The sequence below is a fragment of the Lactococcus hircilactis genome, assembly GCF_009601015.1.
Classification (GTDB): Bacteria; Bacillota; Bacilli; order Lactobacillales; family Streptococcaceae; genus Lactococcus; species Lactococcus hircilactis.
In genome coordinates this window covers 20758-32602 of sequence record NZ_WITJ01000017.1, presented here as the reverse complement: position 1 = coordinate 32602, position 11845 = coordinate 20758, and the positions used below count along the sequence as shown (strand labels likewise).

Genomic DNA, 11845 nt, shown 5'->3' with positions numbered 1-11845 from the left:
TTGTATCATAACTTAAAAATATATATATAAATGAACATAGAATAAATTACGGGTTAATGAACAAGAAATGTAAATGATTTTGAGAGTTTTTATAACAAAAGAAGAGTGTTCAGAAAATGACCATTTTCTGAACACTCAAATATTGAAAAAATATAGCTCATTTTATGTCTTATTATTTGATAGTGGTCCAATGGAGACCATTCGAGGAATATATAAAAAGAACCGAAGAAATGGAACGCTCTTCGGCTTTTCGGTGTCTACTGAAATCAAGGTATTAATGGGAATACCAGCCTAAGATATTCTGAGTTCAGAGAGGGCTCGTTTGATTTTCAAACTTCGCAACAGAACCCATTTTATTCTAACTTAATTTGACAAATCATATAACTAAAATTAGTCTTCATTAGGATCATTTTTAGCTTCCTCATGCGTTTTATGTACTGTACCAGGGACATGATCAGGACCTGCATAAATTGAGTAAATTTTCAGAGGTTTGTCACCAATATTGGTTACATTATGCCAAGTATCAGCAGGTACTAAAATTACATCATCATCTGAAACTTCTTGTTCAAATGTAAGATTATCTTCGGCATCTCCCATTTGGCATAAACCTTTACCTTCTTCGATACGGAGGAATTGATCGATACCCATGTGTACTTCTAAACCAATATCGTCACCGGGTTCAATAGCCATTAATGTAACCTGAAGTTTTTCACCAGTCCAAATTGTTGTACGGTAATTCTCGTTTTCTTTGGTATAATCCTCAATGTTAACGATAAATTTTTCTTTGCCATGATCTTTATAATCGAATGTCATTAGAAAGTCCTCCTTGTTCTTAATTAGACTAATTCTAATAATTAATCTATACTATAGTAATAACATAAAACCGTTTACAAAGCAAAGAAAAAGTTATTATCTACCGTTTTTTTAAAGACGCGAATTGTAAAATTAAGTTAGAAAAATAAAAAGGCATTTATGGTACACTCAAATTGTATTTCCGACGAAAGAAAACAAAGGAGTGTAACCATAAATGACCTACAAACATCTTACCATAGACGAACTGACAATGATAGAATCATATTATCTTCAACATAATAAACCGGTTGAAATCGCTAACCGAATGGGACGTGCTATACAAACTATTTATAATGTAGTCAATAAGTTCAAGCAAGGCAAGACTGCTCTTGATTATTGGCACCAGTATAAAGAAAATAAGAAAAAATGTGGTAGAAAAGTCATTCAATTACCTGCTCATGAAGTAGATTACATTAAAGAGAAAGTCACTCTTGGTTGGACGCCTGACGTCATTATCGGGCGAAAAGAAAGGCCTGTTTCATGCGGTATGAGAACACTTTATCGTTTATTTTCTAAAGGAATATTTGATATTGACACACTACCGATGAAAGGTAAAAGAAAACCGGTTCTGTTGCGAAGTTTGAAAATCAAACGCGTTCTCTCTGAACTCCAAATATCTTAGGCTGGTATTCCCATTAATACCTTGATTTCAGTAGACACCGAAAAGCCGAAGAGCGTTCCATTTCTTCACATGGTAAAGTGTAGGCTCTGCGAGGCTTGTTTTTGCTAGCGCAAAAATTGACACTTCGTGTCAAAAAAAGAGTGGCTAAGCCACTCTCAAGATCACAATTTAGTTCATTTTAGCAAACGCAACTAACAATCCCTTATCACAGGATTCGAAACCATTCTTTTCATAAAAATATCTAACATCAGAAGCTTCTTCAGTTAAAAGAACTTTTTGACGAACATTTTTGTATTTATTTAATATTCTTTGCAATAATTCACTTGCAATACCCTTATTCTGATAAGCATTCAAAACAAGTATATCTTGTATATACACAATCGTTAATCCGTCTCCAATAGCCCTAATAAGCCCTACTAATTTATCGTCATTCCAAACAGTTATAACATCTAACGATTGTAATATAGCTTGCTTTAATACTTCCAAATCTTGAGTATACGCACTCCAACCAACGTCATTATATAATTCTTCTAATTGCTTAATATCGATATCTTTACTTATACTGAAATTTATTGTCATTTTTATTAACTTCCTATTCAAATTTTATACAATAGTGACTCTAAGATTTAAGGATAACATCAATATTCTGTTGGACTAGCCAATCATGATATTGCAACAAGTCTTGTTGCACGGGCTTTAAATATAGTGTATTTGCTTTACCGGTCTTTTTATCATGAATAAAGGCCGTGTGTTTAACAGAGCCATCTGGATTATAGACATCGGATTTCTTTAACGTCATCACATCACTCACCCGCAGCAGGGTGGCTTTGCCAACTTGAAAGATAGTGTAGTTACGGCGACCTGCCCGAAAACTATCTAGTAAGGTGTCTTGCACCATTTTTAAGACGTTAGAGTCTTTGATTGGGAGTACGATTTGTTGCATATCTATTTAACCTCAATAATAGAACAGTCCTTGCCTATAATTGGTTCACTTTTGTCAATGAATGACCAATTATTTTTATCGTACTGGTAGATTGTAAAATTAATCCGAACGCTGTTCGGACAAAAAAGATCAGCTTCCATCATAAAGGACTCCCCGCGGGACTGCAATCAGGAGTCATTACTTCAACTGTTTTTGTTCATTATAGAAATTACGGTAAGCTAAATAGCACGCAATTATTGACCCCAAACTAGTCGCTGATAAGAGCATGAACGTGACCATAATTTGATACCTAATGGCCCGTACTGGATCGACCCCTGCAAAGATCAAACCGGACATCATCCCTGGCAGACTGACTAGACCCACAGTCTTTGCCGAATCAATGGTTGGTGACATCCCCGTACGAATCGCCTCACGCACGATGGCAATCGAAGCATCAAGTAGACCAGCCCCTAACGCCAAACGTTCAAGCACAGCTTGCCGCTGGTCATGAAACTGACTATTGAGGCTGCGATAAGCCAGCCCAATTGCGACCATTGAATTCGACGCAATCATACCAGAAATGGGAATCATTTGCGATGGCACAAACTTAATCGCACCAGATAGCACGAGGACGCCGAGTGTTACCCCCGTACTAACAAAAATGGCTAATAACGAAATGGCTAATGCATGGTCAATCCCCGGCCCCCGTTTTTTCGCATTCCAAGCCGCATTGAAGATAATGAAGCCTATCATCGCCAGCGTTAGCCACAAATTGTTGACTCGGAAAATATACTTTAGCAAGTAACCCACGATAAATAGTTGTACAACAGCCCGCACGACACCAATGACGATGTCCCTATCTAAGCCAAGTTTCTGCCACAAACTAATTCCTAACGCGACGAGCACTAACATTGCCGCCAAAAATAGCGACGTATTATTAACTGCTAAATTCATGCGTGTACCTCCAATCTGCCAGCAACCACTTTCGCTAACTGGCCCAGCGTACACATAACCCCCTAAAATCCATATAAGAGATTTGAACTTTATTTTTTGTTATATAATCCATAAACAAACAATATTTCTATTCTTTGTAAGCCTCATAAACGCTCGTTTAGGGCTTTTTTAGTTTCTTCGCACATTTGAGTTTATAGAATATCTTATTAAACAAACTCATATGTATGCATAACTTAACAGTTATGGGCTATTTTTTTATATACTATAAACAAAGGAGTTTTAAAGGCTCATAACAAAGGCTCATAAGTGGAGGGAGAAAATCATGAAATATGGATATGCTAGAGTAAGTACAATAGACCAAAAACTAGAATCTCAAATCGAACAATTAAAGAATGCTGGTGCAGAAGAAATTTTCCAAGAAAAATTTACTGGAACAACAAATAGTCGCCCAGCCTTTATAAATTTATTAAATACATTGGAATCAGGAGATACTTTAATCATTACAAAGCTAGATCGCTTCGCAAGAAATACTAGAGAAGCATTAGCAACTATTCAAGAACTTTTTGATAAGGATATAAAAATAAATATTTTAAATATGGGAGTGATAGATAATACCGCAACTGGAAAATTAATCTTTACTATTTTTAGTGCCTTTGCTCAATTTGAAAGAGATATGATTGTTAGCAGAACACAAGAGGGAAAAGAATATTCAAGAAAAAATAATCCAAACTTTAAAGAGGGTAGACCCAATAAATTTACAGAAGAACAAATTCAATTAGCTTATGAATTAAAACAACAAGGAATGACACACAAGATGATCGAACGAAAAACTGGCATTAGTGTTTCTACTCAAAAAAGAAGATTTAATAAAATAAGCAACAAAACAAAGTTATAACTATAATTGTAGTTATAATTGTAGTTGTAGTTGTAATTACAACTGATAAATGTTATAATATAAGTATATAAACAAGGAGGTTTGCTTATGAGTAAGGTTATTGCTTTTTATAATAATAAAGGTGGAGTTGCTAAAACTACTACCGCAACAAATGTTGCTGGTGTACTTTCTTTAAAAAAGAAAAAGGTTTTGTTAATTGACGGAGATCCACAAGGTCACACAAGTTTAACTTTTGGTGTAGATTCAGATGAATTACAAACAACTTTAGGAGCTTATCTAACGAGTAATTGGAGTGCTAAAAAAGCGTCTAAATACTTTATAAAAGTAAATGATTATCTTGATGTAATACCAAGTAATCAGTCATTATCTGATTTTATTATTGCTGTTTCGTCAGAAGAACCAAAAACTAGAAACAAGCACCTTAAAAATTTCATTGAATCAGTCAAAAACGACTATGATTATATTATTTTTGATATGGCACCAGCGGTTGATATTGTTCTTGAAAATATAGTTGAAATTGTTGATGATTTAATTGTTGTAGCAGTTCCTGAAACTTATGCAGTTAAAAATGCTGAAACAACCTTAAAAATTACAGATGATAAAAATGTTAATGTTCGATATATCGTACCAACAAAAACTCAATTAAATACAAAAACTCATAAATTTATGCTTGAAAATTTAAGAGAAGTTGCACAAGCTCATAATATTAAAATGACAGATACTTATATTCCTAATTTAATTGCTTTTTCAGAAGCTGTTTCAATTTATGAATTACCATTAGCACTTATTGAAGATAGTCGATATAAAAATGCAAAAAAATATTATGAAAAATTAGTTCAAGAATTGGGGTATTAAAAATGAAAAAAGAATTTAAAAAAGCAGTTGATACAGAAAAAATTTCTGGTTTAACTCAACCAAAAAGTTTTATGAATAATGATGAAAAAAATAATAAAACATGGAGTGATTATTCAGAGATTATAAAAACAGAACAAGATGAATATAATCAAGTTCTATATACAGTTGCAGTAGAACCAGCAATGAAAGAAGCAATACAAATTGCTGGTAAAAAACTAGGAAGAACAAAAGGTGGAGCTAAATCAATAGTTAGAAATGCACTATTAGACTATTTTGAAGAACACCCTGAATTGTTTGAGTAACTACAATTACAATTACAATTATAATTATAATTGTAGTTATAGTTATAACTATGAAAGGAGATTTATTATGAAAAATATAATGGACTTATGGCTTTACTTTTATATAAGTTGTATCTACTTTTTGCCATTAATTGCTCTCATGCGTTCTAGCAATAAAAGTAGCAATTTCTTATTAAGAAGACTACTATTTCCCTTTGAATATTTAATTCAAAGAAGACTTGAAAAAACAACAAATTATAATCGTGGATCAATTCGTGTCGTTCATATTTTCATTTGGTTTTTCAGTATTTTTAGCTTAATGTTTGCGACAGCACCACTCACTTTTTTTCATGAACCACTTGAAAATCACACCTCATTATTATTATTTATCACTTACTACTGTATGTTAGCCCCATTCTGTTTTTGGTTTCAACCAAGAAATCTAAAACAATAAAAAAGGAGAACTTTATGTTTATAGCAACTGACAATCAATTTACAGCAAGAGGAAGATTAGTAGACAGTCCTCAAATTAATATTTCAGAAAAAACAGGAAACGCTATTGTTTCAATCACACTAGCACAAGAACACCCTTTTAAAAAAAATGAAGCTGGTGAAAGAGAATCTGTTTTTATTAAATACACCGCAATTGATACAAAAAACAACCCTATTGCCAGTCGTATTGCAGAATATGTGACAAAAGGATCATTAGTTAGTCTTATTGGTTATCATGACAGTTACTTTAAAGAAAATTCAGAGGGTAAAAAAGAATATTTTGAAGTGAAAAGAATTTCAACTTTTAGAAATGAAGAATCAAAAGAAAAAACATTGGAGCGTAGAACTAAAGCATAATAATTAATAAAGGAAAGTGATTTTTATGGAAAAAGACAAAGTGGACTTTTACAATATACCGATCGTAGACTACTTACTTTCAATTGGAGAACCCCTTGAAAGTGTTGGTCATAACTACTATCAACATAAACATCATGATAGTTTAAAAATTAATCAAAGGAAAAACTATTTTGTTTGGAATAGTCGTTCATCTGAAAAAAATTCACGAGGTGGAGTTGTTCAGTATATGCAGATCATGCATAATTTATCTTTACAAGAAACACTCTCAAAATTAAGTGAAGATTTAGACGGTAAAGTTCTTCCAGCGATCCCTAAAAAAAGCTATCCTAAAAAATTTAATTATAAAGTTAAAGAAGCTATTGTCCCCTTAGAAACGCAACGCTATTTAGTTGCAAAACGAAAAATACCTAATAAAATTGTTCGCCTATTTTTTTCTTATGATTTAATTTCTCAAAATGAAAATAATGAAGTCATTTTTAAATGGTTTAAAGGCGACAAAGTTGTAGGTTTTTCTAAACAAGGTACGATCCCACTCACAGACGAAGAAAAAGAGAAATATCATACTAAAAGAGATTTCTTTAAATATGTTGCACCAACAACAGAAGCTGATACAATGTGGGGTTTTAATTATCTTAGTGGCGAACCAAAACATATCTTTTTCTTTGAAAGTGAGATTGATTTATTAAGTTATTATTCTATTTTTGAAGAAGAATTAAACGAAACTGGTAATTTTTGGTTAATATCTATCAATGGAGTTGCGATTGAAAAAGTCTATTCATTTTTTAGATACGGTATAGAAAACTTAAATTTAAAAGAAACTTGTCAGTCTTTGCACGTTTGTTTTGATAATGATATTGCTGGAAAACAAGCCTGTAATAAGTTAGAGCACTTAGAATTTAAAAATATCCCTTTTCAAAATGATTTACCAAAAGAATTTAAAGATTGGAACGAAGTTTTACAAAATAAATAAGTTTAAAAGCCTTTTAAAGTTTCAAAGGCTTTTTTTGACGCTTTACAGAGCTTTTAAGAAGTTTTAAAACGAATCAGGTAAACTTATTACGACTAACGCTTAAAAGGGCTTAGAAAGCAAAACATGAGCTTTTAGAGTATCTCTTGCTTTTCTCTTTAACTAATCATTTTGCTTTCCAGCGATAAAGACCAGCAAGTTATATCCAAAGCTATAAACAGTTTATTGTGCCTTAGAAAGCCATATAGTCATTTCTTATGGCTTTTAAACTGATTCAGGTAAAGTTTATGAGGGTAAGTGCTGAAAATCGCTTAGAACGTAAAATATGATCTTTTATGGTTTTAATCTTTTGGTTTTAATCTTTTGGTTTTGACCTTTGGTTTAAATTTTTGAAAAAAATAAAAAAAGGCGAAGCCTTATATATATTTATCTTATATATTTTAATCTTTTGTTCTTTTGCGTCAAAAAAAAGTGAGGTTTTTCAAGGGTTTACAGAATAATAAGGACAGAAAAATCGATGTATAAGGACAGAAAAATCGATGTATAAGGACAGAAAAATCGATGTATAAGGACAGGAGTTGTTGTGGAACTGTCCTTATTATGATATAATAAAAGCATAGAGAAATTCACTCGCAAAAATGTTTTCTCTATGCTAATTCTAAAATCACTCACAAAGGAGTTACTTTCTATGACTATTATACCAAAAAATGAACAAAATCAGAAGCAGGTACTAAAGTTGAATGAACTTGAAAAACGAAAAGTAGTAGAGAACAACGCTTTAATTACCAGCGTTGCTAAAATGCAAAAAACAGCTTTAAAAATGTTTGAGTTAGCCGTATCTTGCATTGATACGGAGAATGTACCAGAAAACAATACTGTTTATCTCTCAAAAGAAGAACTATTTTCTTTTTTTGAGGTCGGTTCTAACAGCAAGCATACTCAATTTAAAGAAGCGATTGAGATCATGCAAAAACAAGCCTATTTTAAAATCAAGTCTAATAAAAAACTAGGTATTGAGTATGAAAGCATTGTCCCTATCCCTTATGTTAAGTGGAATGATTACAATGATGAGGTAACCATACAATTTAGCGAACATATTATGCCTTATTTAATTAATTTAAAATCTGAATTTACACAATATAAAATTTCAGAACTACAAAAATTAAACAGCAAGTATTCTATTATTTTGTATCGTTGGTTAACCATGAATTACAACCAGTATGAGCATTACAGCAATAAGGGCGGACGCAGAGACGAACAAGTGGAAGAATACCGCAACCCCACGATTTCTATACGAGAATTGCGAGAAATGACAGATACGGTTCAAGAGTATCAAAAAATGTCACACTTTACTACATGGGTACTAGAAAAACCATTAGAAGAAATCAATGATCATACCTCGTTTAACGTGGCTTATGACAAAGTGAAAAAAGGGCGGAGCATTGACTCTATTGTCTTTCATATTGAGAAAAAACCAGTTGCTAAAAATGAATATTATAAGCAAGAAGAACAAGACTCAGTTTATCTTGAAAACAAAGCAGACCGAGAAGCTAAACAACAAGCATTATTTACCGAAGCTATGCAAAGTCCTTACACCAAGTTATTAGGCGAAAAATGGCTGATTAATGTTGCTGATATGCAAAATATAAGTACCATGACAGGACTTGCAGAAAAAGTTTACCCACTATACGATGAACTCAAAGAAGCAAGGGGATTAAAAGGGGTAGAAACACATCTATCATACGTTGCAAGTAAGCAAGAGGGCTATTCTAAACGAAACGTGGTTAAGTACCTTAAAACAGCCATTGAGGGCTATTTACCGACCGTTGCCTTGCAAGATTTAGAGCAACCAGAACGTGCCAATTACAAAAAGCCAAAACCAAGAACGTTAGAAGAAGTGGCAAAAGACTTTTTGCCAGAATATGAGAACATAACGACTGAAACTGAAAAAGAAGAATTAAGACAAATAAAAGCAGAAATCGACAAAAAGTTACGTGGCGAGGGTTTAGATCATGAGTGAGAACTTAAAAATCTTTAAAGTAAAAAATGTTAGAAAATATGGGAGTGAGTATAAAAATGAGAGATGAAGAAATAGTAAGGTTAAAACCTTTTACAAAATGGACGGGAGGGAAAAGGCAACTACTACCTGAAATTTTACCATTATTACCGAAGGAATATAATCATTACTTCGAACCATTTATAGGTGGCGGAGCGTTGTTTTTTGAGTTGATGCCAAAACATGCGACTATTAATGATTTTAATAAAGACTTGATACATGCTTATAAACAAATTAGGGACAACCTGTCAGAACTAATAAATTTACTTGAAATTCATAAAGAAAAAAACTCAAAAGAATACTATTTAGATATTAGAGGAATAGATAGAACTGAAAAATTCATAGAGTTATCTGATGTAGAGAAAGCTGCTCGATTATTGTACATGCTAAGAGTTAATTTTAATGGTCTTTATAGAGTCAATTCAAAAAATCAGTTCAATGTTCCTTATGGACGTTATAAAAACCCTAAAATTATTGATGAAAAGCTATTATCTAATATTAGTCAATATTTAAACAAAGAAGACATTTCGATATTAAACGGAGACTTTGAAGATTCCGTGAAAAAAGCAAAGAGCGGAGACCTTGTTTATTTTGATCCACCATATGCCCCGATTTCTGCAACTAGCACTTTTACATCATACACTCACGAAGGATTTGGTTTAGATGAACAGAAAAGGTTAAGAGATGTCTTTGTTGAACTGACAAAACGTGATGTAAAAGTGATGTTATCTAACTCTGACGTAGGTTTAGTCCATGAGTTATATAATGGTCTAGAAAACACCAATATTACTATCGTTAAAGCTAATCGTATGATAAATTCAAAGGCATCAGGTCGTGGGAAAATAAATGAAGTAATTATTAGAAATTATAAGGAATAATATCATGGAAGAAGAGGAATTATATTATAAAGACACACAATTAAATTCGGAACTCATTTTAGCTAATTCTTTTGAGTATATGAAGAAAATGGATAAGGAGAGTGTAGATATAATTTTTGCAGATCCTCCTTACTTTTTAAGTAATAATGGTTTTTCAAATAGTGGTGGTAAAATGGTTTCAGTAAATAAAGGAGAGTGGGATAAAATTAGTTCTTTATCTGAAAAGCATGCCTTTAATAGGAATTGGATTAATTTAGCTAAAAAAATATTAAAACCTAATGGAACTATATGGATTTCAGGTAGTTTTCACAACATTTATTCAGTTGGTATGGCTCTAGAAGAAGAGGGGTTTAAGATTTTAAATAATATTACTTGGCAAAAGACAAATCCCCCCCCAAATTTATCCTGTCGTTATTTTACACATTCAACGGAAACAATATTATGGGCTCGTAAAGAAGGAAAATCAGCAAAACATTACTTCAATTATGAACTAATGAAAGAACTTAACAATGGGAAACAGATGAAAGATGTATGGACTGGCTCCTTAACCAAAAGATCAGAAAAAACGTTTGGTAAGCACCCAACTCAAAAACCTGAATATATTTTAGAAAAAATTATCCTGTCTTCTAGTAAGGAAGGTGACATTATTTTTGACCCTTTTGTGGGAAGTGGTACAACATGTGTAGTTTCAAAAAAATTAAATAGAAAATATATTGGAATAGATATAGAAAAAAAATATCTAGATATAGCAATTGAAAGATTGGAGAACATATAATGGAATTTTCTTATGATAATTATATTAAAGCCTCACCAGATGAACGATTAAACTTATTTATGAGTACTTTAGCCATTACAAATCGTACACCAGAATATTATATAAATTGGGAAAAAGTCATACGAGGAACTAAAAAATTTGAGTTAGAGCTAAATACCCTAAATTATCTAATTGGTAAATCTGATATTTATAACGAATCTTTTAATTTATTCACTAAGCAACCTGAATTAATTAAAACAATTCCTTCACTGATTGCTAGTAGGGATATTGTTCTTGACATATTATCACTAGATGAAAATTATAATATGGAATTTCAACAGTTAGATTTTAAAAATATAAACACAGAAAACATAAAAAAATATGTTGATTTTTGTGAAGATTCCGGACTATTATCTTTTTTGAAAAACAATGCTAATCGTTCGCTTGTAGACTATGTTTACGGAATAGAAGCTGGTTTAGATAGTAACGGACGTAAAAATCGAAGTGGGACAATTATGGAAAGCATTTTAAGTAAAAATGTAGATAAATTATGCGCTCAACTAGATTTAGAACACAAATCTCAAGCTACTGCAAGTTATATTAAAAAGAAGTGGGGTATTACTGTCCCAGTAGATAAATCTGAAAGGCGATTTGACGAAGTTATTTATGATTATCGTTCTAACAATATTTGGATAATTGAAACTAATTATTATGGTGGAGGTGGTTCTAAACTGAAATCTGTATCAGGAGAATTTATTAATCTCAATAATTTTATTAATAAATCAGAACAAAATATATTTTTCATATGGATTACAGATGGTAAAGGTTGGAATACAGCAAAAAAACCATTATCAGAAGCATTCGAACAGATTGACTATATATTTAATCTAGAAATGTTAAAAGAAGACTTTTTAGTGAATTTATTTAATATAAAAAAAACTAACTACAAAAAATAAAATA

General features: G+C 31.9%; 13 protein-coding genes and 3 pseudogenes. 12 read left to right on the top strand and 4 right to left on the bottom strand.

Annotation, left to right across the window (positions count from 1 at the left end; genetic code table 11):
* Positions 1-112 precede the first annotated feature (112 nt).
* A pseudogene (locus GHI93_RS13305) lies at positions 113-295 on the top strand (IS6 family transposase); the annotation flags it as partial.
* A 95-nt stretch (positions 296-390) separates the two neighbouring features.
* Here the strand turns inward: GHI93_RS13305 and GHI93_RS10665 are convergent.
* On the bottom strand, positions 391-813 hold the full coding sequence (locus tag GHI93_RS10665; RefSeq protein ID WP_003108064.1) for a cupin domain-containing protein: 423 nt from the start codon (positions 811-813) through the stop codon (positions 391-393).
* Positions 814-1027: 214 nt separating this feature from the next.
* Between GHI93_RS10665 and GHI93_RS10660 the strand changes: the two are divergent.
* Positions 1028-1417: pseudogene (locus tag GHI93_RS10660) on the top strand (IS30-like element IS6770 family transposase); the annotation flags it as partial.
* Positions 1418-1642: 225 nt separating this feature from the next.
* On the opposite strand, the gene GHI93_RS10650 reads toward GHI93_RS10660, so the two are convergent.
* The 3 genes and pseudogenes from GHI93_RS10650 to GHI93_RS10640 form a co-directional block, all read right to left on the bottom strand.
* A complete protein-coding gene (locus GHI93_RS10650; protein WP_002329905.1) occupies positions 1643-2053 on the bottom strand; it encodes a GNAT family N-acetyltransferase in 411 nt (136 codons plus the stop codon).
* Between the two features lie 58 nt (positions 2054-2111).
* Positions 2112-2417, bottom strand: a pseudogene (locus GHI93_RS10645) (site-specific integrase); the annotation flags it as partial.
* 177 nt (positions 2418-2594) lie between these two features.
* The gene (locus tag GHI93_RS10640; protein ID WP_006844814.1) at positions 2595-3350 is read right to left on the bottom strand and encodes an ABC transporter permease; all 756 of its coding nucleotides are present in this window, start codon (positions 3348-3350) and stop codon (positions 2595-2597) included.
* A gap of 322 nt (positions 3351-3672) precedes the next feature.
* On the opposite strand from GHI93_RS10640, the gene GHI93_RS10635 reads away from it, so the two are divergent.
* From GHI93_RS10635 to GHI93_RS10590, 10 genes are all read left to right on the top strand, one after another.
* On the top strand, positions 3673-4245 hold the full coding sequence (locus tag GHI93_RS10635) for a recombinase family protein (protein WP_153497015.1): 573 nt from the start codon (positions 3673-3675) through the stop codon (positions 4243-4245).
* Between the two features lie 87 nt (positions 4246-4332).
* Entirely contained in the window at positions 4333-5100 is a 768-nt protein-coding gene (locus GHI93_RS10630) for a ParA family protein (RefSeq protein WP_003134226.1), read from the top strand.
* Positions 5101-5102: 2 nt separating this feature from the next.
* Complete coding sequence (locus GHI93_RS10625) at positions 5103-5402, top strand: hypothetical protein (RefSeq protein WP_153497014.1); 300 nt, start codon at positions 5103-5105, stop codon at positions 5400-5402.
* Between the two features lie 67 nt (positions 5403-5469).
* Positions 5470-5835, top strand: coding sequence for a hypothetical protein (locus GHI93_RS10620; RefSeq protein ID WP_011997518.1), 366 nt, complete (start codon positions 5470-5472; stop codon positions 5833-5835).
* A gap of 14 nt (positions 5836-5849) precedes the next feature.
* Positions 5850-6230, top strand: a complete 381-nt coding sequence (locus GHI93_RS10615) for a single-stranded DNA-binding protein (protein WP_010890681.1) — start codon at positions 5850-5852, stop codon at positions 6228-6230.
* 25 nt (positions 6231-6255) lie between these two features.
* On the top strand, positions 6256-7200 hold the full coding sequence (locus GHI93_RS10610) for a toprim domain-containing protein (RefSeq protein WP_153497013.1): 945 nt from the start codon (positions 6256-6258) through the stop codon (positions 7198-7200).
* A 685-nt stretch (positions 7201-7885) separates the two neighbouring features.
* Complete coding sequence (locus GHI93_RS10605) at positions 7886-9217, top strand: RepB family plasmid replication initiator protein (protein ID WP_153497012.1); 1332 nt, start codon at positions 7886-7888, stop codon at positions 9215-9217.
* A 50-nt stretch (positions 9218-9267) separates the two neighbouring features.
* Positions 9268-10131, top strand: coding sequence for a DNA adenine methylase (locus GHI93_RS10600; protein ID WP_289454067.1), 864 nt, complete (start codon positions 9268-9270; stop codon positions 10129-10131).
* Positions 10132-10135: 4 nt separating this feature from the next.
* Positions 10136-10906, top strand: a complete 771-nt coding sequence (locus GHI93_RS10595) for a DNA-methyltransferase (protein ID WP_153497011.1) — start codon at positions 10136-10138, stop codon at positions 10904-10906.
* Positions 10906-11841 (top strand): type II restriction endonuclease, encoded by a 936-nt coding sequence (locus GHI93_RS10590; protein WP_153497010.1) that lies wholly within the window; start codon positions 10906-10908, stop codon positions 11839-11841. The genes GHI93_RS10595 and GHI93_RS10590 overlap by 1 nt, the downstream gene beginning before the upstream one ends.
* Positions 11842-11845: the final 4 nt, after the last annotated feature.

What these genes read in the sequence shown, in the direction of transcription:
- GHI93_RS10630 (WP_003134226.1), top strand. Translation starts at nt 4,333, where the DNA reads ATGAGTAAGGTTATTGCTTTTTATAATAATAAAGGTGGAGTTGCTAAA.
- GHI93_RS10665 (WP_003108064.1), bottom strand. Translation starts at nt 813, where the DNA reads ATGACATTCGATTATAAAGATCATGGCAAAGAAAAATTTATCGTTAAC.
- GHI93_RS10590 (WP_153497010.1), top strand. Translation starts at nt 10,906, where the DNA reads ATGGAATTTTCTTATGATAATTATATTAAAGCCTCACCAGATGAACGA.
- GHI93_RS10615 (WP_010890681.1), top strand. Translation starts at nt 5,850, where the DNA reads ATGTTTATAGCAACTGACAATCAATTTACAGCAAGAGGAAGATTAGTA.
- GHI93_RS10650 (WP_002329905.1), bottom strand. Translation starts at nt 2,053, where the DNA reads ATGACAATAAATTTCAGTATAAGTAAAGATATCGATATTAAGCAATTA.
- GHI93_RS10640 (WP_006844814.1), bottom strand. Translation starts at nt 3,350, where the DNA reads ATGAATTTAGCAGTTAATAATACGTCGCTATTTTTGGCGGCAATGTTA.
- GHI93_RS10610 (WP_153497013.1), top strand. Translation starts at nt 6,256, where the DNA reads ATGGAAAAAGACAAAGTGGACTTTTACAATATACCGATCGTAGACTAC.
- GHI93_RS10595 (WP_153497011.1), top strand. Translation starts at nt 10,136, where the DNA reads ATGGAAGAAGAGGAATTATATTATAAAGACACACAATTAAATTCGGAA.
- GHI93_RS10635 (WP_153497015.1), top strand. Translation starts at nt 3,673, where the DNA reads ATGAAATATGGATATGCTAGAGTAAGTACAATAGACCAAAAACTAGAA.
- GHI93_RS10620 (WP_011997518.1), top strand. Translation starts at nt 5,470, where the DNA reads ATGAAAAATATAATGGACTTATGGCTTTACTTTTATATAAGTTGTATC.
- GHI93_RS10605 (WP_153497012.1), top strand. Translation starts at nt 7,886, where the DNA reads ATGACTATTATACCAAAAAATGAACAAAATCAGAAGCAGGTACTAAAG.
- GHI93_RS10625 (WP_153497014.1), top strand. Translation starts at nt 5,103, where the DNA reads ATGAAAAAAGAATTTAAAAAAGCAGTTGATACAGAAAAAATTTCTGGT.